The sequence below is a fragment of the Paenibacillus sp. FSL R7-0297 genome (genome assembly GCF_038009025.1).
Classification (GTDB): Bacteria; Bacillota; Bacilli; order Paenibacillales; family Paenibacillaceae; genus Paenibacillus_AQ.
This window is the reverse complement of record NZ_JBBPAQ010000001.1, coordinates 3,687,958-3,712,854: the sequence shown is the minus strand read 5'-3', so window position 1 is coordinate 3,712,854 and position 24,897 is coordinate 3,687,958. Positions and strand designations below refer to the sequence as shown.

Here is a 24,897-nt window from a genome sequence, read left to right as displayed (position 1 = left end):
CCTTCATGATTCTTCTGATAGTGCTGCCAGCTGTGCGTTATCCCTGATTCCCCACTCCTCATGCAGAAACCGTACCATCCGGTCTACCGCATGATCTACGAGATGATGGCCCTTCTCTGCTGTTGCGAGCGTAGAATTGCCCATCGTCCCCCATTCACTGTTGTCTGAGAGCTTGCCATACTTCATAATCTCCGGAAAAGCATCCGGCGACTTGCGCTGTACGCTGCGTGCCAGCTCCATGTGAACCAATTCCGGGTACAGCGCCAGCATTACTGAGGTGCCCGCCTCTCCGGCATGAGAATGGGCCAGTGCCCCTGACTGCAGCACGTCCTGGTCCACGGTTTGCATGAAGCGCCAAATATCGATCTGTGCTTTGCGGATACCGGTGCGTTCCCTGAGCGAATAAGCAATCTGGCTGATAATGCCAACATTTCCCGCATGGCCGTTCAAGAACAGGAAATCCTTGAATCCCCATTTCAGCAGACTGTTCATGACATCGTTCAGATAGCCCTTGAAGCTCTCGGGAGAAATTGTAATCGTGCCCGGAAATTCATCCAGCATTGCCGAATCCCCGGCCTCCAGCACCGGACCAATGACAGCGCCGGTACGGGCAGCAACCCGCTCCGCCAGCCTGCTTGCAACCAGAGTGTCAGAGCCCATCGGCAGATGATGGCCGTAAGGCTCGATGGCCCCCACTGGAATGATGGCCAGATCCGTTTCATTTTTACGTTCCGTGAAGGCGGCCCAGCTCATCTCTTTCAAATAATTACTTGGTGTTTGCGGCATCTTCATGCTCCTTTCGATGCAGGGGGTAATGGCAAGCCGAATAATGGCCCTCCTGATGCTCCACCAGCTCCGGTGCCTGCTCCCGGCACAGCCCGGTCGCATACGGGCAGCGCGGATGAAAGGCACAGCCTCGCGGCGGATTCGCCGGATTCGGCAGCTCGCCGCTCAGCAGTGTCCGCTTCTTGCGCAGCTTCGGATCGGAGACCGGAACCGAAGCCATCAGCGCTTCGGTATACGGGTGGTCCGGCCGCTCAAACAGCGCGTCACGCTCGGCAATCTCCACAATCCGTCCCAGATACATGACTGCAATCCGGTCACTGATATGCTTGACGGATGGCAAGCCGTGAGCAATAAAGATATAGGTTAGCTGGAATTCCTCCTGCAGATCCTTCAGTAAATTGAGAATTTGCGCCTGAATGGATACATCCAGCGCGGATACCGGCTCGTCGCAGACAATCAGCTTCGGATTCAGCGCAAGCGCACGGGCTATCCCGATTCTCTGCCGTTGTCCTCCGCTGAATTCATGCGGGTAACGGGCGGCATGATTCTCGTCAAGCCCCACCGCCCGAAGCAGCCGGTAGACTTCCCTTTTTAATTCTGCTCCCTTCGCCAGACCGTGGACGATCAGCGGTTCTGCAACTACGTCAAACACCTTCATTCGCGGATTGAGTGAAGAGTAAGGATCCTGGAACACAAATTGCAGGTCCCGGCGAACCCGCCTCATCTCACCTTCGCTCAGTGCTGCAAGGTCTCTGCCTTCAAAAATAATCTCGCCTTCGGTAGGCTCCTGCAGCCTGGTAACGAGCTGGCCCATCGTAGATTTACCGCAGCCCGACTCTCCAACTACTCCCAGTGTTTCACCCGGAAATACATGGAAATCCAGCCCGTCTACAGCACGAACCGCGCCTGACTCTCTTCCCAGCCAGCCCTTCTTGACTGGATAATACTTCTTCAGCCCCCTTACTTCCAGCAAGGGTACCTCTTTCCGGTGACTTCTCATCAGTGCACCTCCTCTGCTTTCAGACAGCTGACCCGGTGTCCCGCCGCTTTCTCCTCAAGCCGGGGTTTGATCTGTCTGCAGCGCTCATCCGCATAAGTACATCTCGGGTGGAAGGGGCAGCCTGAGGGCATGGAAAGCATATTCGGCACAGAGCCGGGAATGGAATCCAGACGCTCACGCTGCTCGTTTATCTTGGGCAGTGAGCCCAAAAGGCCTATTGTATAGGGGTGCTTCGGATGCTCAAACAATTCGAAGACCGAGGCCTCCTCCACAATTTCACCGGCATACATCACAGCCACCTTGTCCGCCATTTCAGCCACAACACCAAGATCATGTGTAATAAGAATAACTCCGGTGTTCTCCTCTATACTAAGGGTTTCAATCAAATCAAGAATTTGCGCCTGAATAGTCACATCAAGGGCGGTGGTCGGCTCATCCGCAATCAGCAGCTTGGGACGGCAGGCCAGCGCAATGGCAATCATAACCCGCTGTCGCATGCCTCCGGAGAGCTGATGGGGGAAGCTTCGTGCAATCTTCCTGCCGTTCGAAATGCCGACCTTTTCCAGCATTTCAATGCTTTTCTGTGCTGCTGCCTGTTTGCCAAGTCCCTGATGCTTGCGCAGTACTTCGCTGATCTGATTGCCAATCGTGAATACAGGGTTCAGAGAGGTCATGGGCTCTTGAAAAATAATAGAGATGTCGTTGCCCCGCAGCCTCCGCATCTCGCTCCGGGACAGCTTCAGCAGATCCCTGCCTTCAAAAGAAATCTCTCCACCCACTATTCGTCCCGGTGAAGCCACCAGCCCCATAATGGACATGGAGGTCACACTCTTCCCGCTGCCCGATTCCCCGACAATCGCCAGGGTTTCCCCGCGGTCCACCGAGAAGCTGACGCCGTCCACCGAAGGGAGCAGCCCTCCTTCAGTTTGAAAATAAGTTTGTAAGCCGCGAACCTCCAGCAAATGGGTCATGTCCGATTCCCCCTTATCCTTTCGCCTTCATATGCGGGTCCAGCACATCACGAAGCCAGTCGCCCAGAAAAATTACACCGAGCACGGTTATGGTAATCGCTATTCCCGGAAATGTTGCAACCCACCAGCTTGTTGCTATATATTGTCTGCCGTCACTCAGCATGCCGCCCCAGGAGACAGCCGGAGGCTTGATGCCGAGCCCCAGAAAGCTTAGAGAGGCTTCCATAATAATGGTCGTCGCCACATTCATCCCGGAGAGGACAATGAACGAAGAGAGAATATTGGGCAAAATATGCTTAAGCACGATCCGCCCGTTCTTCGCCCCTACCGATCTCGCCGCTTTGACGAAGTCCCGTTCTTTGATGCTAAGCACCTCTCCGCGCACGACACGGGTGTAGGACACCCAATTTGTCACCCCGATGACGAAGATCAGCGTAGTCAGTCCGGGACCGACTACAGCCAGCACAACGAGCATGAACAGAATTGTCGGAATAGCCATAAAAGAGTCAGCTACCCGCATAATCACCGCATCCACCCATTTACCGTAGAAGCCTGACAGCAAGCCGAGTGCCGCGCCGATCAGCCCTGAGACGAGTACAGCCCCGATGCCTACGATCAGCGAGACGCGCGAACCATAGACGATCCGGCTCCACATATCCCGGCCGAGATTATCTGTGCCCAGCCAGTGGGCTGCAGAGCCGCCATCCATCCACATCGGCGGCTTCAGCCGGTTAAGCGGGTCAATCGCAGCCGGGTCCTGCCCGGCGAGCAGCGGTGCAAGCAGCGCTGTCAGTGTAACGAGCAGCACCAGAACAGCGCCGAAGGTTCCGGTCTTGCTGCGCAGCAGCCTTTTCCAGCCCAGTCCGAACCCGGACGGCTTACCTTCTGCAACGAGCCCGTCGATGGCTCCATCCAGTGATCCACTCAGAGTAGACCCTGTCATAGCACATTCCTCCCTTCTAGTTGTATTTAATCCGCGGATCGAGCAGACGGTAGGCTACATCGGTCAGAATATTCGTAACTACCACAATAAAAGCAATCACAAAAACAGCTGCCTGTACTATCGCCATATCATGCGTATTCACTGCAACGACCAGCAGCTGTCCAAGGCCCGGCCAGGCGAATACCGTCTCTGTAATCAAGGTTCCGCCGATCAGGCTGGTGAACTGCAGGCTCATAATCGTCACCACAGGAATCATTCCATTGCGAAAAGCATGCTTGCCTACAACCAGCAGCTCCTGTATGCCCTTGCTGCGCGCGGTGCGGATGTAGTCCTGGTTCAGAATGTCCAGCATGCTCGAACGGATCAGCCGGGTCATCTGTGCCGCGAGCCCCACGCCCAGTGTGAACGCAGGCAGCACCAGATGGGTAAATCCTCCCCGCCCGGATACCGGCAGTACCCCGAGAATAACCGAGAACAGCAGAATCAGCATGATGCCCATCCAGAAGTTCGGCATCGCCTTGCCAATAACCGAGACCCCGGAAATCATCAGATCGGTGAACGTATTGCGCTTCACCGCAGAAGCTATACCGAGCGGGATCGCCATCAGAACAGCGAACAGCATCGCAGCGGCAGCCAGCTCGAAGCTGGCCGGCAGCCGCTCAAGGACAAGCGGCAGCGCGGATTCCCCATAGCGGAACGAATTGCCGAAATCCCCTTGCAGTGCACTGCCCAGGAATTTGATGTATTGGGCCGCGAGCGGCTGATCCAGCCCCAGCGCCTGGGTCAATGCCGCCCGGTCCGCGGCAGTTGCCGTCTCCGGCAGCATCAGCGCTACGGGATCACCTGTAACCCGGACCAGCACGAACACGATCAGAGAGACTATCAGTAAGGTCGGGATGACCTGCAACAGAGATTTGACGATATATTTTAGCAAGTTGATTCACCTCCAGCCTCAGCCAAGCTTGACTTCTTCATGAAAGAACTGCAGGAACCTGAAGTCCAGGTTCCCGCCGCTCTTATCGCATCTATTCATTAGCAGGCGTGATTTCCTCTGCGAAGAACATTTCGTCGCTTCTCGGTGTGAAGGTCACACGGTCATTAGTCCCGTAGATTCCTTCCATCTGGAACAAATATACAGCTGGGCGGTCATCCGCCAGAATCTGCTGCACCTGCTTGTATTGTTCTTCACGCGAGGCGGGGTCCATGTTCACCAGTGCTTGCTGCAGGAGCTTCTCGACCTCCGGATTATTGTAATCCGTCTCACCCTTCGCCTCTTCCGCCAGGAAACGATTGTAGTTGTTGGAGGCATCGAACAGGGAGTTGCCGATCCCGATCATGAAGATTTCTTTAAAGGACTTCGAGCTGTAACGCTCGCTGAATGCACTCGGCTCCAGCACATCCAGATTGACCTTGAATCCTGTCTGCTCCAGCATGGCGGCCACGACTTCGGAGTACTCTTTGTACTGCGAGGATACGGAGATCGTCAGCTCCGGACTGCCCTCAGCATAACCGGCTTCCTTCAACAATTCCTTGGCTTTGGCCTGATCATACAAACTTTGCTTGTAGAGAGAGGCATCCGCTCCGAAGTTACCTGGAGTTACAGAGGTACGGGTGACAATACCGGCTCCGCCGGCAATACTGTCTACAATCCCTTGCTTGTCAATCGACAGATCAATTGCTTCTCTAACTTTCGGATCGGCGGTTGGGCTGCCTTCAGTCTGACGAAGGATCAACTGCAGTACCCGCTGGATAGGCGCTTTAACAATTTGTTTACGATCAGCATCTTCCACACGGGCTACATCGGTAGATGGAATTCCGGCAGCAATGTCGATTCCTCCGGCGAGCAGTTCAGAGACACGGGTAGAAGCTTCCGGAATGGAACGGAACACAACTTCATCCCATTTTGGCGCCCCATCGAAATAATTATCGTTCTTCACCAGCTCTACACGATCATCCTTGGTCCATTTGCTGAACTTGTAAGGACCTGTACCTACCGGCTGTTTCAGAAAGGCATCAATGCCGTTCTCTTCAATGTACTTGGAAGGCAGAATGCCTGCGCCCATCTTCGAGAGACGGTTCAGGAGCAGCGGGTCCGGCCCGGTAGTAATAATGTCGGCGGTCAGATCATCAACTGCCTTTACTTCAACAATGTTTTTAAAATATGAGTTCTGCTTGAGCGCACTGTCCTTGGCTACACGTTCAATCGTATATTTCACGTCTGCGGCCGTAAACGGATCTCCGTTATGAAAGGTCACGCCTTCACGCAAGTGGAAACGCCAGGTGGTATCATCCACCTGCTCCCAGGAGGTGGCCAGTCCAGGCACCTTCTTCTGTTCGCTGTCATTCTTGAGCAGGTAGTCGAACACATTGACCAGCACCGATTCACTGACCGTATTGTTGTTGTTGTGCGGATCAAAGCTCTCAATATCGGTGATATTAGCAATCGTCAGCACTTTACTGCCCTGTTCTGCAGTATTGCTGCCTGCTGCAGGTGCCGCGCTCTGTGCCGTATTCCCGCCAGTCGCATTGTTACCTCCGCAGCCGGATAACACCACTGCCGCTACCAGAAACGTTAACAAGCCTGAAGTCCATTTACGCTTTGTCATCTCTTCCACTCCTCGTATCTGTTCTAGGTTCGGTTCACAAAATTCAAGGCGATCGCCGACAACATCGCAACCCCGTACGGAAGGGCCGTTTCATCAAGGTCAAACTTCGGATGGTGCAGCGGGTAACGTGTGCTCTCGTCAGCATTCCCGGACCCCAGCCGGAAGAATACTCCAGGAACCTGTTCGCAATAAAAGGCAAAATCTTCGCCGCCTGTGGATGGCTTAATGTAATTCCATACCTTTCTGCCCAGCAGCTGCTCACTGGTCTCTGTCATCAGATCTACCATATCCTCATCGTTCAGCACGATCGGATAGCCTTCGCCATAGCTCAGCTCGTAGCCCGCTCCAAAGGAGCTGCACACTCCGGAAACCACTTGCTCAATAAGGCTCGGCAATTGCGAACGAACGCCTGCGGACAACGTACGCACCGTCCCTACCATCTCGACTTCCGGGGCCAGAGCTGCCCCCATGTAGCCGCCGCTGATTGTGCCGATGGTAATTACGACCGGTTCCAGCGGATCAACCATCCGGCTCGGAATGTTCTGGAGCGCCGAGATTACTTGGGCGGATACAGCTATTGCATCTATCCCTTCTTGCGGACGGGCGGCATGTCCTCCCTTGCCGATGATCTTGAGCTTAAGACTGTCCGTCGAAGCAAAGGCTACCCCCTTGGAAACGCCGAAGGTGCCTGTGTCCAGACCCGGGAACATGTGAATGCCGGCAATGGCATCGACCTTGGGGTTCTCAAGCACCCCGTCGTCAATCATCGCTTTGGCACCCGCCAGTCCTTCTTCCGCCGGCTGAAAGATGAATTTAATATTCCCATGCTGCGGCTTCCCCAGACCGGTAAGCAGCTCTGCAGCGCCCATCAGCATACTGGTATGCGCATCGTGTCCGCATAAGTGGGCCACACCCGCATTTTGTGAGCGGTATTCGGTTTCCTTGAGGTCTTGAATCGGCAGAGCATCCATATCAGCCCGAAGGGCAATGGTCGGTCCATCCTGTTCTCCCCGCAGCAGTCCGACAACACCTGTACCGCCAACCTGTGTGGTGATTTCAAGCCCAAGATTCCTCAAATGCTCTGTTACTATTGCTGCTGTCCGCGTTTCCTGGTACCCCAGTTCGGGATGCCGGTGTAAATCGCGCCGCCAGCCGGTAAGCCGACTGCCCAGCTCTTGTGCCAGGCTCAGAATATGATCCATGGACATTGCTCGCGCTACCCCCTCTCTCCTCCGTCAAAAACCCTTGCATAAATAGCTTCCGCCGATTTGGCAATGTGCTGACGCATAATTTCTTTGGACAGCCCGGCATCCCTGGCCTGAATAGCTTCAAGCAGAAGACTGTGGTTTTCACAGTTTACTGAGCGGATTTCATGGTTATACGGCATCAGATCGAGTGCAGGATTAATCTGCGTCCGGATTTGGCGAACCGCTTTTTCAAAATACAGATTATTGGAAGACTTCGCGATATTCAGATGGAACTTCACATCCAGCGCCCGGAACAATTCCCGCGGACAATCCTCAGCTCTGCTCATATCCAAAAGCTCCTGAAGCTGTTCCACTTCCTCCGGTGTAATCCGCCCGGCTGCAAGAAAGGCTGCCTCCGGTTCAATCAGCATTCGGAACTCGAATACCTTGAGCATCTTGTCCCATTCCCGCTCAATTTCTTTTTTCGTGCGGCGGTGGGAGTTCATCGTAACCGGGAGGACAAAGGTTCCGCCTTTGGCACCCACACGCTTCTCAATCAGCCCATTGGCTTCAAGCTGCCCGAGCGCTTCACGTACTGCCAGCCGGCTGGCATTAAAGATTGTCGCAAGCTCCCTCTCCGTTGGCAGCTGCTCCTCAGAGAGCAGCTCCTTCAGAATAATAGCCTCCTCTAATTGTTCGAGGATAAAATCACTTACCTTTTTGGAGTTCACTTTCTCGAATTGCAATGGAAATTGAAGCTGCATTCATTCACACTCCATTTCATCAGCACTAATGTTATATGGTTCAAACCTTAGACCTTTAAAAAGATCAAAAAAAAGATATTTATTAGGGTAATAATACGATCCGCCCAGCCCCGTGTCAATATATATAACGCAAATTTAAATAAAAATATAAGTTTTAACCGGAATGTGATAAAAGATAACATTGAAGAGTAAAGCAAATGAGCGAAATAAAAAGGTGTCTCAGCAGCCTACATCGGCTCTGGACACCTTGTTTGTTCGTAGGTTTCATTCAACATCAGCATCTATAATAGCTGCCGGCTTAGCCTCCAATGGCCATTGCGCTGAAAATAACGGGTCCAACCACAACAGCCGTAGAGTTGGCATCCTGATTCTCAACAATCAGCTGATAGTTCTGGACACCGGCCGGAACGTTGATATCTACCATATGCAACGAGATAATGCCGTCGTCATTGAAGAAATCCTCGTACTCTGCCCGTGCATAAAAGATTTCGAAGCCTGCACGCCAGATGCGCACCAGGATATTCGGGGTATCCAGCGTAACGTTTACGCCGATTGTTGCTTTGAGCTCTACCTTATTCGGGAAATGGGCAGGAACCGCCGGATCGATATAAACCGACGTTCCTGCAATCTGCACGCCAGCCGGAGAAATCGGAACCGGAATGGAAACCCCGTTAGTAATCGGTGTAACTACCGATGCATTATAATCCAAAAGCGTTTTAACCATGCTGTATCACTCCTTATCATGTTCTACTAAAGTATATGAACATTATGAAAAAGAGCTTGTGCACTTCTATCAATAGCTTTGCCTATTTATGCAGCAGATTCATCCATTACTAGAGACAGATGCAGCCTTGCCGTGCCGGTTTGCCGGAGTATTGCCTGTACCTTTTCCAAGATAGAGCTTCGACAATACCGGGTAGCGCTCAGTCCACTTGGCGATAAGCAGCGGCAGAACCACTCCAATCAGTGTGAAGGGTACCAGCCCGTAATCCGCACCAAGCAGATATTTAAGGCTGTAATTCAAAGGCAGATGCAGATACATAATGGTGATGGTATTCCTTCCAAGGCTGCCCATCCAGCCCAGCGGAATCAGCCTTGCAAGCTGGTACACCGCCGCACAGATCGACAAGGAAATCAGCAGCGGAACAGCCAGATCCAGCACCAGCGACTCATATTCTTTGTATTTCATATTCAGACTGTAATGAATGACACCTGTCCGTTCCAGCAGCAGCACAAGTGTAGACAAAGGAAGCAGTACCAGCAAGGCCGAATAGCGGCTGATTAGCGTAGGAATGGCTTGTTTGCCATAGAACCCGAGTGCATAATAAGTAACCGCAAGCAGTGCAACATCGATGTTCCAGGGAAGATTGAAGTTCTTAAGCGCGGTCAGGGAGATCAAATGGGAGACAAGGTAGGCGGAGGTGATCAGGAGAAGTTGTGTTCTGCGGGAATATCTGACGATGTATCCAAAGAGCAATTGCGTAAACAGCAGGCAGGTGATGAACCAGAACACCCCGTAAGGACCGGTCAGCGACAGCCCCCCGTACAGCAGCCTCGCTATATTTTCCGCGAATCCCCGTATATTGAAGCTGAACAGCAGCAGTACCACCGCAATCAGGAGACCGTAGGCAAAATAGGGAGTCATCAGTCCCTTGGTCCGTTTCGCCGCCCAACCCAGATAACGTCCGGGATCGACCGGTTTGAACACCAGCCCGCTTAGCAGAAAGAACAACGGCATCCGGAACCAGGACAAATAATGATTCGTTGCCGCATCGCCGGAATGGCCCATCACTACAAAAATAATACTGAAGCCCTTGGCCGCATCAATCCATAATTCACGTCTTTTTTTCACTTTCCCCTTCCATCTCCTCCCATTTCAGATGTTATTTAATTATAATTATAGGTTGGTTAATTATTTATTTCAATTTTAAATGAAATATTTCAGTGTTGTTTCTGAAAAGAATGGCACTTAACAACGGACGAACAACGTAGAAAATAAGGCGCTGCTCCTAGATGACACTCGTATCTGTTTCGGCTTGCCATACTAGGGCTAAAGTCTGACTCTCACCCGCGCACAGCAAGGGCCACCCGCTGCCGGATGGCCCTTAACTCTACATTATATGCATTAATACAAATGGCAGGAGACCTGGTGGCCAGAGTCCAGCTCGCGCAGCACCGGAGCCTCACTCTTGCAGCGGTCCATGGCATAGGGGCAACGCGGATGGAAGGCGCAGCCGCTCGGCGGCGTCTCCGGATTCGGAACGTCACCGGTCAGGACAATCCGCTGCTTCTTCACTCCCGGACTCGGCACTGGGACTGCCGACATCAGCGCCTGCGTATAGGGATGCAGCGGCTTCGCGAACAGTGACCCCGTCGGTGCCAGCTCGACGATCCGTCCGAGGTACATCACTGCCACGCGGTCACTGATAAATTTCACAACGGACAGGTCATGGGAAATGAACATATAGGTAAGGCCGTATTGCTCCTGCAGATCCTGCATCAGATTCAGCACCTGGGCCTGGATAGAGACATCCAGTGCAGATACCGGCTCGTCACAGACAATGAACTTAGGATTCAGTGCAAGCGCCCGGGCAATCCCGATCCGCTGCCGCTGGCCGCCGGAGAATTCATGGGGAAAGCGGTGGGCTTGATAGGGGGACAAGCCCACCACCTCCATCAGCTGCTCTACCCGGCTTTTGAGCTCACTGGCCGGAGCGGACTCGTGTGTACGAAGCGGCTCCTCCAGTATACGCTGGACGGTCCAGCGCGGGTCGAGTGAAGCATAAGGGTCCTGGAACACCATTTGCATATCGGTACGGAACCTGCGCAGCTGTTCAGTACTCAGAGCGCGCACATCGGTGCCGTTAAACATAATCTCGCCTTCCGTCGGCTCAATCAGCCGCAGGATGGCCCGGCCGGTGGTGGATTTGCCGCAGCCGGATTCACCGACCACCGCAAGCGTCTCCCCCTGCTGTACGGATAACGTAATTCCATCTACGGCTTTTACAGCACCGACCTGCTTGGAGAAGAAGCCTTTGCGGATCGGATAATGCTTCTTCAGGTTGCGGACTTCAAGGATTGTGCTCATATGACTCCCTCCTGCTGCAGAATACAGCGGCATGTGTGGCCCGGCTGCACCTCAAGCAGCTCCGGAAGCTTCTCACTGCAGCGCTCTACAGCAACCGGACAGCGCGGCGCGAACCGGCACCCGGACGGCAGGTTAGCCGGATTCGGCACCTGGCCCGGGATGGAGCTGAGCCGGTCCTCATCACCCGCAAGCTGAGGCAGGGAAGCCAGCAGCCCCCGGGTATACGGATGCAGCGGATTGCTGTACAAGGTAGCTACATCCGTCTCTTCCACGATCTGACCGGCATACATAATGACGACCCGGTCACACATCTCGGCCACTACGCCAAGATCATGCGTAATCATCAGAATGGACATGCCCTCCTTCTCCTGCAGCTCGCGCATCAGATCAAGGATCTGTGCCTGAATGGTTACGTCCAGTGCCGTTGTAGGCTCATCCGCAATCAGCAGCTGGGGATTGCAGACCATCGCCATCGCGATCATTACCCGCTGGCGCATGCCTCCGGAGAGCTGATGGGCATACTGCTGCGCGATCTTTTCCGGCCGGGGAATCCCAACCTTGCGCAGCATCTCCACCGCCCGCTCCGCCGCTTCCTTCTTGCTCAGCTTCAAATGGTAGCGCGCAGATTCAGAAATCTGGCGGCCGATCTTAAATACCGGATTCAGCGAGGTCATCGGCTCCTGAAAAATCATCGCAATCCGGTTGCCCCGGATACCCCGCACCTCCTTCATCGACATCTCCAGCATATCCTTGCCCTCAAACCTGATGTGGCCGGAGGCAATCCGGCTAATCCGTTTGGGCAGAAGCTGCATGATCGACAGGGAGGTGATACTTTTGCCGCAGCCGGATTCGCCGACAATCCCCAGCGTCTCACCTTTGCGCACTGACAGACTGATGCCGTCCACCGCGCGGATCGTGCCTGCCGCTGTCTGAAATTCGGTGCATAGCCCTGATACTTCCAGCAGTTCTGTCATAATTGCCCCTCCCACAAATTAATCATTCAGTTCTCTGTATCTTCCACGCCCAGATATTTAAGTGCCGTCAGGGCATATACTTTCGCACATTGGATGATCTGCCAGACCGGTGCCTTCTCGTTAAAGTTATGAATCGTTGACAGCTCAGCCGGGCCGTATTGCAGTACAGGTATGTTATGCGTCCGGAAATGGCGGGCATCACTGGACGCCCATTGTAGCACCCCGTAAGCTTCTTCCCCGCTGACTTCACAGATGCTCTCCACCAGGTCACTGACGACCGGCTCCTCATTCGAGGTCCAGTTGGCATTGCCCTGGAAGCCGAAGCCCTTCACTTCGGACTCAATGCCTGCCTCCAGCAGCAGGGAACGGGCACGGTCAAGCACATCACGGTAGTCTACGCCGAACGGTACACGGGAATCGACCTGGATCGTGCAGCGGTCCGCCACCACATTTACTTTGGTTCCGCCCTGGATCGTTCCGATATTCACCGTCACATGATCGAATACCTGATAGGCGATCGAGCCGTCCTGTTCGCGCTCCTTCACATAATCCTGCGAGATGCGGATGATCTCCTTCACTTCATCTGGAATATCGACTTTGATATCCCAGAGACGCTGCAAGGCCTCGATGCCCTTGGCTGCTTTGACAATCGCGCTGTCGCCGACAACCGGCGACAGGCTGCCGTGGCCCGGCGTGCCTTCGACGGTGAATTCGAACCAGCAGCTGCCCTTTTGCCCGATCGTCGGGTTCAGCGGACCGGAAGGCTCGGCGATAACTGCTGCCGTTCCGCTGATCAAGCCGCGTTCCAGCACCCAAGGCACACCCAGGTGGCCGCCGGTTTCTTCGTCCGGCACGATCAGGAGGGACAAGTCGCCTCCCAGCGGAACGCCCAGCTTCGACAGCAGCGCTGTCACATAGATCAGCCCGGCCAGGCCGGCTTTCATATCGGAGGCCCCTCTGCCCAGCAGATAGCCGTCAACGATATCTCCGCAGAACGGATCGAAATCCCAGCGCGATCGGTCTCCGGCAGGCACGACATCCGTATGTCCGCAGAAGATCAGGTTTTTGCCGGACGGCTGTTCAGCCCCTGTACCCAGTGTAGACACCAGATTCAGCATCGTATCGGTTGCCGGATGGATACTTGTATCTATGCCAGCCTGCTTCAAATAATCAATGATAAAAGCGCTGATCTCGCGCGAATCGCCCGGGGGATTCTCCGAGGGAAAACGGATGAGTTGTGAGCACAGCTCCAGCAGCTGATCCTGCTCTGCATCAATCGCCGCCAGCACTTTGCTTTTCCAGTCAGTCATGGTTGTGATTCTCCTTTACGTTCCCTGGTACCTGCCCTGCGGCTGGCGTGGGGTTGTATGAATTTGTGAAAAAGAAGAGCAAGTAGAAACGGCTGTACCGTCCTTGTTAGGACGGTACCGTTTCAGCATTTTTTGCCAAACCTGCTTATTCTGTAATCGAAAGCGGATAGAAACGGATGACTTCATCCGGATAGAAGGCGTAACCGCTGATCTTGTTGCTCATGCCGACAATGCGGTTGTACTCGTACAGATAAGCCCAAGGCGCTTCGGTTGTAATGATTTCCTGTGCCTGCTCATAGAGTGCCGTCCGTTTCGCTGCGTCTGTCTCCAGGTTCGCCTCATCCCACAGCTTGTCTACTTCAGTATTTGAATAGTTGATGTAGTTGGAAGAGCCTTTGCCGTACAGGAGGAAGCCGAGGTGGTAGCCTGGATCATTGACAAATGATGTCCATTTGGAAATATAGGAGGTAAGGTTGTTCGTCTTCTGCTGCTCCAGGAACTGGGCACGGGCCAGCTTGTTGATGTTCATGGTCACACCGATTTTGGCCAGTTCTGCCTGAATCAGGACCGCATCATCCTCCCAGTCATCGAACCCTGAACCGAGTGTGAAGTCAAAGGTAAATCCGTCCGGATAGCCGGCTTCTGTCAGCAGCTCTTTAGCTTTATCCAGGTTGTGCTCGTAAACGTAGCCTGCATCGGTGAAGCCCGGCGTGTTGCTCGCCACAGAGCTCTTCATCTGCTTGGCCTGGCCGTACATTACCCCGCTCAGCAGCTCCTCATAAGGAATCGCATAGTTGATCGCCTGACGGACTTTTACATTGTCAAACGGTTTAACCTTGTTGTTCATTGCGAAGAACAGAATCCGGTTGCTCGCATTGGAGGCGACGGTCAGATCCGTGTTGCTCTTCAGGGAGGCAACATCCTTCGGAGGAATCTCGATCGCCATATCTACATCGCCCTTATCCAGCAGCAGTACGCGGTTAGAGGCTTCTTTGGTGAATTTCAGGGTTACTTTGCTGAGGTTAGGCGCACCCTGCCAGTAGCTCTCATTAGCGGTGAAGACCGCTTCGGTCGCCGGGTCCCACTTCTCAAGCGTGAACGGGCCGGAACCGGCAGCATTCGTTTTGAGGTAGTCAGCACCCTGCGCTTCTACAGTCTTTTGATCCACGATAGAGAAGGTGTACATCGCGAGAATCTGCAGGAAATTATGATTGGCATTAGTCAGTGTGATTTCAACTGTGGAAGCGTCTTTGACTGTAACTGTCTTGATCGCCGCCATTCCGTAGAGGAAGCTGCCGGAGCTTGATTTAGCCACGCGGTCAAAAGAATACGCAACCGCCTCGGCATCCACCGGATTGCCGCTCTGGAAGCTCACGCCGGATTTCAGCTTGAAGGTGTACACCGTGTTATCGGCGTTCACTTCCCAGCTCTCTGCCAGCATGGGCTGAATGTCTTCAGTGTTGGCGATGCTTGCGCCATTTTCGGTTTTGATGCCGTAGGTGACCAGCTGATCATAAGCGGCAAGCACGAGTGTATCGGAGGTCAAATCGTTAGCTTCTGCGGGGTCGAGCGTAGTGCCGCCCTCGGAATAAGCAACCGTCAGATTTGACTTGGCAGCAGGAGCAGCCGTCCCTGTAGTTCCTGAAGCTGCCGTAGTGGCAGCAGGTGTCTGCGGATTGGCGCTGCTGGCGCATCCGGCAAGCATGACTGAAAAAGCGACGAGTGTGGACAATAGTTTAACTCTTTTCATCAGTAGTTCCTCCCTTTTCTATATCCTGCCTGCACTGGTAATACTGGTGCTGCTTGTGATCACCCTGCCGCAACAGCTCCGGCAAGCTGTGATCTATATTTACCGGGATACTGCGGAGCTTCGGAGGAGTGATCCCCTGCTCCGCCTTATTTACCCGAACGCAACCGCGGATCAAGAACGTCCCGGAAACCGTCTCCGAGCAGGTTAAAGCCTAAGATGGAAGTGGCAATGGACAACCCTGGAAAAGTAACCAGCCACCATTGCCCGGAAATAATGTATTCCCGGCCTTCAGAAATCATCGCTCCCCATTCGGCAATCGGGGGTCTGACGCCAAGCCCGAGGAAGCTGAGACTGGAAGCGGTCAAGATGGCGAAGCCCATCCCGAGCGTAGCCTGAACCATCAGTGGAGCCAGGGCGTTCGGCAGGATGTGGCGGTACAGGATGACTGTATTCTTCACGCCGATCGCCCGGCTGGCTTCTATATACTCCTTCTCACGGAGCGAGACGGTCTGCCCGAACATCAGCCGGGCAAATTCCGGGATGCCGACAATCCCCACGGCGATCATCGCACTGCTGAGACCTGCACCAATCGAAGCGGCAATCGCCATGGACAAGACCAGTGACGGGAAGGACAATAGTACATCCATCAGCCGCATGATGATGGTGCCTGTACGGCCGCCATAATATGCGGCAATTCCGCCGAGCGGCACACCGATGACAAAGGAAATCGAGACGGCGATCAGGCCGGTCCAGATACTGATCCGCGCACCGTACAGTACCCGGCTGAGAATATCACGCCCGAAGTTATCGGTTCCGAACCAGTGGCTGCTCGAAGGCGCCTGGAGTTTGTTCGCCATATCCGTTACATAAGGATCATGCGGTGCAAGCCAGGGTGCGATAATGGCTACCACGGTCCAGATCAGAATAAAGGTTAGCCCCAGGGCAGCCAGACGGTTATGCAGCAGCAGGGACAACAACGTTTTGGGTTTTACCGCCGCAGCAGGTTTGGCCGGACTGCCCTGTGCTGAATGTGCTGCAGTGCTCACAAGCAATCTCCTCCTCTCACACATGCTGTTCTATTCATAGCGGATTCTCGGGTCAATGAAGCCATAGATCAGGTCTACCGCCAGGTTAATTCCGCAGTAGAGCACTGCGCTGACCAGAGTAAAGGCTTGAATCGGCGCATAATCCGCAGCCAGAATGGAGTCAGTGACATAGCCGCCGATTCCCGGCCAGGAGAAGATCGTTTCCGTAATGACCGCGCCGCCCATCAAAAAGCCGAATTGCAGACCGAGAACGGTCAAGGTTGGTATTAGTGCATTGACGAGCGCATGCTTGTAGATGACGGCTGATTCCCGCAGCCCTTTGGCCCGGGCGGTGCGGACGAAGTCCTGATCCACGACCTCCAGCATGCTGGAACGGGTCATTCGGGCGATGATCGCCATCGTGCCGGTACTGAGGCAGATAGCCGGAAGCAGCAGATGCGAGAGGCTGCTTTTGAGTGCAGCGGTATCACCTGAGAGAATGCTGTCCAGAATATACAGCCCGGTGATATGCACCGGCGGATTCAAGTCTCCGCTGATCCGTCCCATCGGTGCCGGTGCCCAGCCGAGGATGGAATAAAAGACGTAAATGAACATCAGGCCCAGCCAGAAAATCGGCACGCATGCACCTATCAGCGAGAACACCCGTGAAATGTGATCCAGAAACGATTCTTTGCGGGTAGCTGCGACAATCCCGACGGGAATCGCCACCAGAACCGCGATCAGAATGCTGGCCAGGGTCAGCTCAATGGTGGCCGGGAACCGCGAAGCCAAATCGCTGGCTACCGTATGTCCGGTGTGATACGCATAGCCGATATTGCCTTGCAGCAATTGGCCGATGTAAGTGAAGAACTGGATATACAGCGGCTTGTCGAGCCCCATATCCTGACGGATCTTGTCCACAATCTCCTCCGGAGCCTGCTCTCCGGCCAGCATGATCGCCGGGTCACCCGGCAGCACTCTTGAGAGAATGAAGGTGATGACGATAATACCTAGCAAGGCTGGAATCATCTGCACAAGTCTTTTTAATGTGTAAGCAAACAATGAATCAACCCCCTTACGGCTTCTGTGCCATCCATGCTGTGACATTCTTGTTGACGGAAACGCGCTTCCCATGTCAGGTACTGTGCGGTTTCCTTGTCCTCTTTAGTAGTTGTGCTAATTCTACATAGAATTTGACCACCACTCTACGTCCCGTTCAGCTAAAAAAAAGCACAACCGTTTGTCGATTGTGCACTATCAACACCTCTATATGTAATCTTTCCTAACATACAATTCCATAAAAGTTCCAGTCCCGCCTATTTTTCCTGCAGGTAGTAGTAAATCAGGCACAAATGGCAGACAAACTGCTCGCGCGGATCATTCAGATCGAAGCCGGTAATATCGCGGATCCGCTCCAGCCGGTATTTGACCGAGTTGCGGTGGATGTATAGACTGTTCGCCGTCTCAATCAGGCTGCCCCGGCACTCCAGGTAATGATAGAACGTCAGCATCATATTACTGTCATGCTCCTGGTCGTATTTCAGCAGCTTACCCAGCTTACGCTCGAACAGCCGCTCGAAGCCCGGACCGCCAAGGCCCTCCAGCAAGTGGTATACCTCCATCTCTTCATAGCGGGTGACACCGCCTGTCCCTTGTCCGAGCCTTCTGGAGATAGACAAGGCTTTGCGCGCTTCGTTGTAGCTGGTGTGGATGTCCCACAGGTATTCCGAGGTGCCAATTCCGCTTCTGTAGCTGCTGAGACCTTCGCTTTTGTCCTTCAGCCAGCCCTCCAGCGTCTTCTCCCAGGGCTCCTGTGCATCTCCGCCCGGCGTGAATTTACGGCCCTCCTGCGTGGGCAGGAACAGCACGGCCCGGCTGGAGCGGTATTCTACGTGGGGTGTAACTCCGCGTTTCTTCGCTTCCCGCTCCAGCAGCCGGTTCACCGTTTCCTCACTCGGTGCTGTCTCCCCTTCGATTACAGCAACCTCCCACTTATGCTCGGGATTCATCCCGAGCTGGCGTGCCCGCCGCTCCACCTCATGCCGCGAAGGCAGCGGCGGAGTCAGCAGCTCATCGATGAAGTTGCCGCGCAGCCGGAATTCGGTATCCTCAGCGACCTTGCGCCGCATCAGCTCCAGAGCGAAGACAAGCCTGGCCTGCTCTATGCCCACTTCCTCCATATCATCCAGCTGCTCTTTATCCACCAACAGTCTGGCTACCGTCCGCCGGTCCACATGGATATTCCAGTTCAGCGGAGCATGGCTCTGTGACCAGTCGAAATCAGCCGGCGAGGATACGATGATCTTCCGATCCGTATCCACAAGCGTAACCGGTGCTTTCAGGAAATCCGCCACATTATCGCTGACCGCCTGAATGCCGCTGTTCTCCAGCACCATTGTTGTCAGCGTGCGGTAGACCTCCTCCGCACGGCGCAGCAGCATTGCCTGCCGTCCGAGCAGCAGCTCCATCACCGGCTGGGTAATATCCGTATACGGAATCTCCGGCGGGATCTCCACAATAGGCAGACCGCAGGCATTGCTGGCCTCGATCGCTCCTTGGGGAATTTCCTTCAGGAAGCGGGCCGGCTTAATCGCCAGCGCCGCTGCACCCAGATTGTCGAGTGTATAGATCAGCTCAGTCAGCAGCGAAGGATCATGGCGGATGGAATACGCCGTAGTCAGCAGCATGACGCCTTCACTGATCCAGCCCTTCAGATCCGGAACCTCCATAATATCTACGAACCGGACTACCCGGTCCAGCCCCTGCTGGCCGCTAATAACCTTCGCTTTCCCAAGAACAGAGAGCTCCATCAGCTCCCGTAGCGTAATTCCTCGTGTATTCAACATTCTGCCTCCCTCTGCTGTCTTCAGTATTTCATGATTTTTCCTGAAATATGCCAATTGTACGTACCCGTATCACCCGTAAGCCCCCGTAGCCACTCGAAGGCCACCAGCTTACATTCGCATTCCCGCTAGTTTATCAGACATTCCCGCCCAGCCACAGGAAAAATATATAAAATTGCAGATAAATATTAATTTGGCAGGGGAGAAGAGAGCAAGTGGGCTTGCAGAGGGGGGGCTTGCGGCAAGATTAGTGGAGGTTGTGGCCTGATTTCAGGCGGCGGGCTACTTCTGGCGGTTTCAGGGGCATTAGTGCCCCTCATTTCAGGCGGCGGGCTACTTTCGGCGGTTTCAGGGGCATTAGTGCCCCTCATTTCAGGCAGCGGGCGACTTTCGGCGGTTTCAGGGGCATTAGTGCCCCTCACTTCCTCACTTCCTCTCCCTCCCCACTTATCTCAATTTACACTCTCCTTCATTCAGGAACAGCTCGCTGACGTGACAAAAAATCTTGATTTAGTTACTCAATTTGTTCAACAGCTTGTTAAACAACTAGTTCAACAACCAAAAACGTTCCCCGGACCCGAAGTCTGGAGGAACGCTTAACTTTATCTGTACTTTGAACTAATAACTCTACTTTGCACTAGTAACTCTACTTTGCACTAGTAACTCTGCCTTGCACTAGTAACTCTGCCTTGCACTAGTAACTCTACTTTGAACTAGTAACTCTACTTTGCACTAGTATTCATGCTTAGCATCTTGCACAGCGCAATCAGCGCCGCACTCCCCCAGGCAAGGAAGCAGCCGCAGCGGCCGCAGCGCCAAGCGCAAGGATCGGATCAAACGCGCGGATGCCGAGCTGTTCTTCCAGCTCCGCCGCCAGGCCGATGGTGGCAAACCCGGTGCAGGCGAGGACTATGGCCTGCGCACCGCGTTCCACCAGCCGGGCTGCTCCGGCAAGTGCGCCTGCCCGTCCGGCAGGCGTACCCAAATCAAGAGTGGTCGTTACCCCATCAGGCCGGTCCATGCCGAGGTAAGCATCGCCGAGAATGCTGCGGATCAGCGGCGGCACTTCGGTCAGGATCGTCAGCACGCCAATCTTATCGCTGTATGCCAGAGACATATGGGCTGCACAAGAGCCTGCGCCCAGAACCGGTACATTTACTGCCATCCTAGCTTCCAGCAGCGCGGGATCCGCGGCACAGCTGATGCCGATGACCGTACAGCCCTGCTGCTCCAGATCCCGGGCCAGGCTGATAATCTTCGGCACTGACTCTGCTTCGGTCTCGTCATTGTATACGCCCTGAGGCTGATCAGGAATACAGCGGCTGATTACCGGCAGGCCATACCGGTGTTCAATCAATTCTCCGTGCAAATGAATTGCAGACTCCTCTTGCAGTGTGATTACACGTATAATTCCAAGCATCCTTATCTCCCCCTGGTCAGCCATTGTTCTGCGTTCTGAATATCCTCACCATATACTTTTGCTTCATTCCGTACCGCCATAACCCTGACAACAACACAGCAGCCGCGCAGCCTAGAGCAGTTCTCCTGCACGCATAATCAGCTTATCATCAATATATACATCCGGCTTCATCACAACGGCATCAATATGCACACCAGCCGCTACAACCCCGCCGAACGTATTATTGCTGCCAAAAGCGACATGGATGGTCCCGTAGACCTTCTCATCCTCCAGCACCACACCTGTAATTCTGGCCTTGTTGTTTGTACCAATGCCGAACTCGCCCAGGAGCCTGCCGTCACCGGGACCAAGCATATCCAGCAGCCTGTCACCGCTCTCGCCTTCTGCACTAACCAAACAGCCCTGCTCTACCGCCAGCACCATCGGGCTGTTCAGCGCGCCAATACCTGCAATCGAACCGTCCACCTTAATCTGGCCGGTGGCTGTACCCTCCATTGGCGCAATATAAGCCTCGCCCGAAGGCAGGTTGCCCGATTCGCCCGGATTCAGATACAATCCGGTGCTGAGCACGCCATCCCGGCCCTCAATCGAAAAGCTCAGACTCAGTCCGTCTTTAACTACACGCACCTGGCTTCCCTCAGACAGCAGCGCAGCAACCTGCTCTGTTAATGTCTTCACCTGCGCATAGTCCGCAGTGATCGCGCCATGGCTGAACATGTCATCTGTCATGCCCGGCATGGTCGCCACCCGCGTTCCCGCTGCGGCTGCCTGCTTGCGCGCCGCCGTATGTGTCATCGAATGTGTCGTAATGCATATCGCCACATCGGCTTTGGCCATAGCTTCGGCAATCGGAGCCGGCGGCTCCTCGCCGGATTTGCTCCGTGCCTGCATAATCAATAGCATCGATTCGGCCCCGAGCCGCTTCCCTGCTTCATAGACGGATTCGGCAAGCTCCCGCTTGTCGTCATCGGCCACTACAGCCAGCAATTCACCGCTGCCAAGCCCCAGACAGTCCTTAAGGACATTCATGCTAATCAGTATTCGTTGCTCACTCATTCTCGTTTCCTCCCGGTTACACCATTTCTGCTACCAGCTTGCCCATCAGGGCATTGGACAGCACGGCAGGCACTCCTGCGGAGGCCGCCCACTGTCTATGCTGCTCCACATATCCCATACAGTCAAGCACAATCACATCCGCCAAGTCCCGCAGGCGCTCAGCAGCCGCTCGGAAATCCGCTTCCGTACCGGTATACGGAGAAGCAGCTGCAAACGGCAGCCGCGCTCCGGCTCCCGCGAATTTCTCATTCATGCTCTCTTCCTGCTCGGGCAGAGGACCAATCAGCCCCAGCCGGCGTCCGTCAAGCATCGCCATAACAACCGGAGGGATAATCCGGTCCGGTTCAATCAGATGGGCCTTGGCCGTATGAAGTCCCGGAAAAACACCGGTACAGGCCAGCAGAATCGTCTGAATTCCAGCAGCTTCCATAGCATCAACCTTCCCCTGCAAAACGGACTTTATCCGCTCACGGGAGATTACCGCAGCTGATCCGTCCGCCATGCGGGTAGTCAGCACATACTCCCCCGGTCCAGGACTATAGAATTCGCGTACCTGGTCAGCAGTGAATCCGTCAAGTACCCCGGACTGAACCAGTCCGGCCTTACCTTCCAGATACTTCTCAATAATCGGCGCAACATCGTTCCTGGGAGCTTGTCCGATCGTGATTAACCCTATATTATTACTCATCTTGCTCCCTCCCGCTTCTCTATACGGATTGAAATCGTGGCAAACCCATGCCTGTATACATTTAGCAGGCGCTGAACCTTGCTCAGCGCCTGCTAATTATTCCGTTCTATTCCTAGTGAGAGGTTACAGCCGGTTTACCCAGCGTCTGCAGCACTTTCATCGAACCGTACAGCTCGGTAATCTGTGCGAATTCAGCTTCGTTGTAGAGAGAGCATATGCCTTGAGTGTACTCTTTGGCTGTCTCAATGGCAAAACGCACCGCCTGGGCAATATCAATCTCATGGCTAGCCCCTGTACCGCAGCCGGGCACCATGGACTGGGCAGTAATCGCCAACCCTACAACGGGAGCCGAGGTCGCTACTGCCGGCTGCAGGATGGAATTGATATGATATAGTCCGTTACCGTAAGGAGTAATATCCTGCGTAGTTACCGGAAAAGTAACCGGATACTGTCCTGTCGTCATTTCCATGATGCGCAGCAGATCCTCACTGACCCGCAGAATGTACCCTTCTTTGACCGTAGGTGAGATTGCAATGCCTTTATGATTCACCACACGGTTGCCCTTGGTCGTATCAATAGAAATAATCGCTTCCATCTCCGGCAATACCTCGTGCTCATTCATCTGCAGGATATCCACCGGGGAATCCATGAAATCAACGGGCTCATGCGGCAGTGTCGGAGCATCCGGGCAAATATGCGTCGTAACCAGGACGTCACCCTGCAGTACGTCTCCTTTGGTCTGCATGTTTGCCAGCTTCAGTGCCGCAGCGATTGCCGCCACTGCGCCGTCTGCATCAGAGACAATGCCGATCCGGCTGGGGCGCGCTCCTATTCCGCCAAGTCTGCCGACAATTCCGAAGGTTGGCGCGCTGCCGCCTCCAAGCTTGCCTTGACTGCCCGGAATGGTGATTTTGACGAATTCCGTACTGCCTTTTTCACCTTCCACTTTCTGAACCTCAACCTTAACCGCAGGATATGCTGCGAATAACTGCCTGACCTGCTCACCATTAACATAAGCGCTGTCCAGTGCGTTCAAAACTGTAATTGTCTGATGAAGTGCCATTATAATTCCTCCCCGGATGCATGCTCATGATTGTGATGTTTGAATTCATACTATCTTAAAATTCGAAACGTCCACAATGTACCGCCCTGCCAAAACTAAGTTGTTTTTCTTGTCCTTTGCACATAAACCTTACGCGCAAGGTACACTCTTCGGCCTTTAAGCAGCATCCGGCATCCATTAAACCCCTAAATACCCCGTTTCATCACATAAAGAAATATAAATAAAGGTTAATTATTCCATATGGCGAATTACAAGAAGGTTACACATCATCAAATTATGGAAGAGGGTTACTACATGAAGCTGGAACAGACTGAGCCTCAAAAAGAGCTCCAACAAACCATCGATCAGGAGGTTCTGCTCTCCGGATTTTCGGGTACGGTACTGGTTACGCAACACGATCAGACCCTCGCAGCGGCTGCTTGCGGACACTCCAATGTAGCGGAGGAACGGATTAATCAGCTTAACACCTGCTTCGGGATTGCTTCCGGCAGCAAACTGTTCACAGCAGTAGCCATCTGCCAGCTGGTGGAGCAGGGCAAGCTTTCTTTTGACGGCAAGGTACTGGAAGTTTTACATGAGCAGAAGTTCCCCTTGTTCAGCCCGGAGATCACGGTTCATCAGCTGCTGACGCATAGCTCGGGCATTCCGGATTATTTCGATGAGGAGGTTATGGACGACTTCTCAGCACTTTGGGAGGATATACCGATGTATACGCTCAGGCGACCCGGTGATTTCCTGGCACTATTTGCAGCCCTGCCGATGAAATTCACTCCCGGCGATCGTTTCCACTATAACAATGCGGGTTATATCTTGCTTAGCCTGGTAGTCGAAGCGGTCAGCGGAATGAATTTCACGGATTATGTGGAGCAGCATATTTTCCAGCCTTGCGGGATGAAGGATTCCGGTTATTTCGCCCTGGATGCCCTCCCGGCCAATACAGCTCTCGGTTATATCGACAATGAGACCGGAGAGAATATCAGCAACATCTATTCCATTCCGGTGGTGGGCGGCGGCGATGGCGGTGCTTTTGTCACGGCAGCGGATATGCAGAAGCTGTGGACATGCCTGCTCGGGCACAAGCTGCTGCAGCCAGAGACGACTGCCCTGCTGCTCACACCGCATATTCTTGAGGATGAGGATACTTACTACGGCTATGGAGTGTGGATTACGATCCGAAACGGCGGGGTGTTAAAATACCATCTCATGGGCTCCGATCCCGGGGTCTCCTTTCGCTCGGCAGTCTATCCGGCAAGCGGCGTAACCTTCACCGCTCTCTGCAACCGGAGTAGAGGGACTTACCGGATGATGCTGGCCGTGGAGGAGAATCTGCAGCTGTAACAGCAGGCCTTCCGCGCACTATAGGCTTTCACGCTTATGGAGAAGGAACCATTCTATTGCGAAGCCTGTAAATTCCATATTACAA

General features: G+C 53.9%; 22 protein-coding genes. 1 reads left to right on the top strand and 21 read right to left on the bottom strand.

The features are described from left to right. Positions 1 to 3 precede the first annotated feature (3 nt). The 21 genes from MKZ24_RS16210 to MKZ24_RS16110 form a co-directional block, all read right to left on the bottom strand. Positions 4 to 786: a creatininase family protein gene (locus MKZ24_RS16210; protein WP_052416593.1), complete on the bottom strand. Its 783-nt coding sequence runs from the start codon at positions 784 to 786 to the stop codon at positions 4 to 6. Beyond that, on the bottom strand, positions 767 to 1,786 hold the full coding sequence (locus MKZ24_RS16205; protein WP_042237750.1) for an ABC transporter ATP-binding protein: 1,020 nt from the start codon (positions 1,784 to 1,786) through the stop codon (positions 767 to 769). Before MKZ24_RS16205 ends, MKZ24_RS16210 begins: the two co-directional genes overlap by 20 nt. After that, positions 1,786 to 2,757, bottom strand: a complete 972-nt coding sequence (locus tag MKZ24_RS16200; RefSeq protein WP_042237752.1) for an ABC transporter ATP-binding protein — start codon at positions 2,755 to 2,757, stop codon at positions 1,786 to 1,788. The genes MKZ24_RS16205 and MKZ24_RS16200 overlap by 1 nt, the downstream gene beginning before the upstream one ends. A gap of 13 nt (positions 2,758 to 2,770) precedes the next feature. Beyond that, on the bottom strand, positions 2,771 to 3,700 hold the full coding sequence (locus tag MKZ24_RS16195) for an ABC transporter permease (RefSeq protein WP_081956595.1): 930 nt from the start codon (positions 3,698 to 3,700) through the stop codon (positions 2,771 to 2,773). Positions 3,701 to 3,716: 16 nt separating this feature from the next. Further along, on the bottom strand, positions 3,717 to 4,634 hold the full coding sequence (locus MKZ24_RS16190; RefSeq protein WP_042237754.1) for an ABC transporter permease: 918 nt from the start codon (positions 4,632 to 4,634) through the stop codon (positions 3,717 to 3,719). Positions 4,635 to 4,725: 91 nt separating this feature from the next. Further along, positions 4,726 to 6,306, bottom strand: a complete 1,581-nt coding sequence (locus tag MKZ24_RS16185; protein WP_340784552.1) for an ABC transporter substrate-binding protein — start codon at positions 6,304 to 6,306, stop codon at positions 4,726 to 4,728. A 23-nt stretch (positions 6,307 to 6,329) separates the two neighbouring features. Continuing rightward, complete coding sequence (locus tag MKZ24_RS16180) at positions 6,330 to 7,514, bottom strand: M20 metallopeptidase family protein (protein ID WP_340784549.1); 1,185 nt, start codon at positions 7,512 to 7,514, stop codon at positions 6,330 to 6,332. 8 nt (positions 7,515 to 7,522) lie between these two features. Continuing rightward, positions 7,523 to 8,257 carry a FadR/GntR family transcriptional regulator gene (locus MKZ24_RS16175; protein ID WP_340784547.1) on the bottom strand — a complete coding sequence of 245 codons (735 nt, stop codon included), beginning with the start codon at positions 8,255 to 8,257 and terminating at the stop codon, positions 7,523 to 7,525. A gap of 298 nt (positions 8,258 to 8,555) precedes the next feature. Then, the gene (locus MKZ24_RS16170; protein ID WP_052416594.1) at positions 8,556 to 8,981 is read right to left on the bottom strand and encodes a hypothetical protein; all 426 of its coding nucleotides are present in this window, start codon (positions 8,979 to 8,981) and stop codon (positions 8,556 to 8,558) included. 99 nt (positions 8,982 to 9,080) lie between these two features. Further along, positions 9,081 to 10,109, bottom strand: a complete 1,029-nt coding sequence (locus MKZ24_RS16165) for an acyltransferase family protein (RefSeq protein ID WP_340784544.1) — start codon at positions 10,107 to 10,109, stop codon at positions 9,081 to 9,083. A gap of 273 nt (positions 10,110 to 10,382) precedes the next feature. Continuing rightward, positions 10,383 to 11,345 (bottom strand): ABC transporter ATP-binding protein, encoded by a 963-nt coding sequence (locus MKZ24_RS16160; protein WP_340784541.1) that lies wholly within the window; start codon positions 11,343 to 11,345, stop codon positions 10,383 to 10,385. Beyond that, positions 11,342 to 12,319, bottom strand: coding sequence for an ABC transporter ATP-binding protein (locus MKZ24_RS16155; protein WP_042215690.1), 978 nt, complete (start codon positions 12,317 to 12,319; stop codon positions 11,342 to 11,344). Before MKZ24_RS16155 ends, MKZ24_RS16160 begins: the two co-directional genes overlap by 4 nt. A 26-nt stretch (positions 12,320 to 12,345) precedes the next feature. Continuing rightward, entirely contained in the window at positions 12,346 to 13,629 is a 1,284-nt protein-coding gene (locus tag MKZ24_RS16150; protein ID WP_042237766.1) for a M20 family metallopeptidase, read from the bottom strand. A 145-nt stretch (positions 13,630 to 13,774) separates the two neighbouring features. After that, positions 13,775 to 15,379: an ABC transporter substrate-binding protein gene (locus MKZ24_RS16145; protein ID WP_197072952.1), complete on the bottom strand. Its 1,605-nt coding sequence runs from the start codon at positions 15,377 to 15,379 to the stop codon at positions 13,775 to 13,777. 146 nt (positions 15,380 to 15,525) lie between these two features. Further along, positions 15,526 to 16,425 carry an ABC transporter permease gene (locus tag MKZ24_RS16140; protein ID WP_340784531.1) on the bottom strand — a complete coding sequence of 300 codons (900 nt, stop codon included), beginning with the start codon at positions 16,423 to 16,425 and terminating at the stop codon, positions 15,526 to 15,528. Between the two features lie 30 nt (positions 16,426 to 16,455). Continuing rightward, positions 16,456 to 17,466 carry an ABC transporter permease gene (locus MKZ24_RS16135; RefSeq protein WP_197072953.1) on the bottom strand — a complete coding sequence of 337 codons (1,011 nt, stop codon included), beginning with the start codon at positions 17,464 to 17,466 and terminating at the stop codon, positions 16,456 to 16,458. Between the two features lie 254 nt (positions 17,467 to 17,720). Continuing rightward, positions 17,721 to 19,247 carry a PucR family transcriptional regulator gene (locus MKZ24_RS16130; protein WP_340790178.1) on the bottom strand — a complete coding sequence of 509 codons (1,527 nt, stop codon included), beginning with the start codon at positions 19,245 to 19,247 and terminating at the stop codon, positions 17,721 to 17,723. 766 nt (positions 19,248 to 20,013) lie between these two features. Then, on the bottom strand, positions 20,014 to 20,667 hold the full coding sequence (locus MKZ24_RS16125; protein WP_042237771.1) for an aspartate/glutamate racemase family protein: 654 nt from the start codon (positions 20,665 to 20,667) through the stop codon (positions 20,014 to 20,016). A 111-nt stretch (positions 20,668 to 20,778) separates the two neighbouring features. Next, positions 20,779 to 21,723, bottom strand: a complete 945-nt coding sequence (locus MKZ24_RS16120) for an aminopeptidase (protein ID WP_340784527.1) — start codon at positions 21,721 to 21,723, stop codon at positions 20,779 to 20,781. Between the two features lie 16 nt (positions 21,724 to 21,739). Then, positions 21,740 to 22,411, bottom strand: a complete 672-nt coding sequence (locus MKZ24_RS16115; protein WP_340784524.1) for an AroM family protein — start codon at positions 22,409 to 22,411, stop codon at positions 21,740 to 21,742. A 112-nt stretch (positions 22,412 to 22,523) separates the two neighbouring features. Continuing rightward, the gene (locus tag MKZ24_RS16110) at positions 22,524 to 23,474 is read right to left on the bottom strand and encodes a DUF1177 domain-containing protein (RefSeq protein WP_340784522.1); all 951 of its coding nucleotides are present in this window, start codon (positions 23,472 to 23,474) and stop codon (positions 22,524 to 22,526) included. Positions 23,475 to 23,768: 294 nt separating this feature from the next. On the opposite strand from MKZ24_RS16110, the gene MKZ24_RS16105 reads away from it, so the two are divergent. Further along, positions 23,769 to 24,812 (top strand): serine hydrolase domain-containing protein, encoded by a 1,044-nt coding sequence (locus tag MKZ24_RS16105; protein WP_340784520.1) that lies wholly within the window; start codon positions 23,769 to 23,771, stop codon positions 24,810 to 24,812. The last annotated feature ends 85 nt before the right edge of the window (positions 24,813 to 24,897 follow it).

Coding starts and splice junctions, on each gene's coding strand:
- MKZ24_RS16210 (WP_052416593.1), bottom strand. CDS start 786: ATGCCGCAAACACCAAGTAATTATTTGAAAGAGATGAGCTGGGCCGCC.
- MKZ24_RS16205 (WP_042237750.1), bottom strand. CDS start 1,786: ATGAGAAGTCACCGGAAAGAGGTACCCTTGCTGGAAGTAAGGGGGCTG.
- MKZ24_RS16200 (WP_042237752.1), bottom strand. CDS start 2,757: ATGACCCATTTGCTGGAGGTTCGCGGCTTACAAACTTATTTTCAAACT.
- MKZ24_RS16195 (WP_081956595.1), bottom strand. CDS start 3,700: ATGACAGGGTCTACTCTGAGTGGATCACTGGATGGAGCCATCGACGGG.
- MKZ24_RS16185 (WP_340784552.1), bottom strand. CDS start 6,306: ATGACAAAGCGTAAATGGACTTCAGGCTTGTTAACGTTTCTGGTAGCG.
- MKZ24_RS16180 (WP_340784549.1), bottom strand. CDS start 7,514: ATGTCCATGGATCATATTCTGAGCCTGGCACAAGAGCTGGGCAGTCGG.
- MKZ24_RS16175 (WP_340784547.1), bottom strand. CDS start 8,257: ATGCAGCTTCAATTTCCATTGCAATTCGAGAAAGTGAACTCCAAAAAG.
- MKZ24_RS16170 (WP_052416594.1), bottom strand. CDS start 8,981: ATGGTTAAAACGCTTTTGGATTATAATGCATCGGTAGTTACACCGATT.
- MKZ24_RS16160 (WP_340784541.1), bottom strand. CDS start 11,345: ATGAGCACAATCCTTGAAGTCCGCAACCTGAAGAAGCATTATCCGATC.
- MKZ24_RS16155 (WP_042215690.1), bottom strand. CDS start 12,319: ATGACAGAACTGCTGGAAGTATCAGGGCTATGCACCGAATTTCAGACA.
- MKZ24_RS16150 (WP_042237766.1), bottom strand. CDS start 13,629: ATGACTGACTGGAAAAGCAAAGTGCTGGCGGCGATTGATGCAGAGCAG.
- MKZ24_RS16145 (WP_197072952.1), bottom strand. CDS start 15,379: ATGAAAAGAGTTAAACTATTGTCCACACTCGTCGCTTTTTCAGTCATG.
- MKZ24_RS16125 (WP_042237771.1), bottom strand. CDS start 20,667: ATGCTTGGAATTATACGTGTAATCACACTGCAAGAGGAGTCTGCAATT.
- MKZ24_RS16120 (WP_340784527.1), bottom strand. CDS start 21,723: ATGAGTGAGCAACGAATACTGATTAGCATGAATGTCCTTAAGGACTGT.
- MKZ24_RS16115 (WP_340784524.1), bottom strand. CDS start 22,411: ATGAGTAATAATATAGGGTTAATCACGATCGGACAAGCTCCCAGGAAC.
- MKZ24_RS16110 (WP_340784522.1), bottom strand. CDS start 23,474: ATGGCACTTCATCAGACAATTACAGTTTTGAACGCACTGGACAGCGCT.
- MKZ24_RS16105 (WP_340784520.1), top strand. CDS start 23,769: ATGAAGCTGGAACAGACTGAGCCTCAAAAAGAGCTCCAACAAACCATC.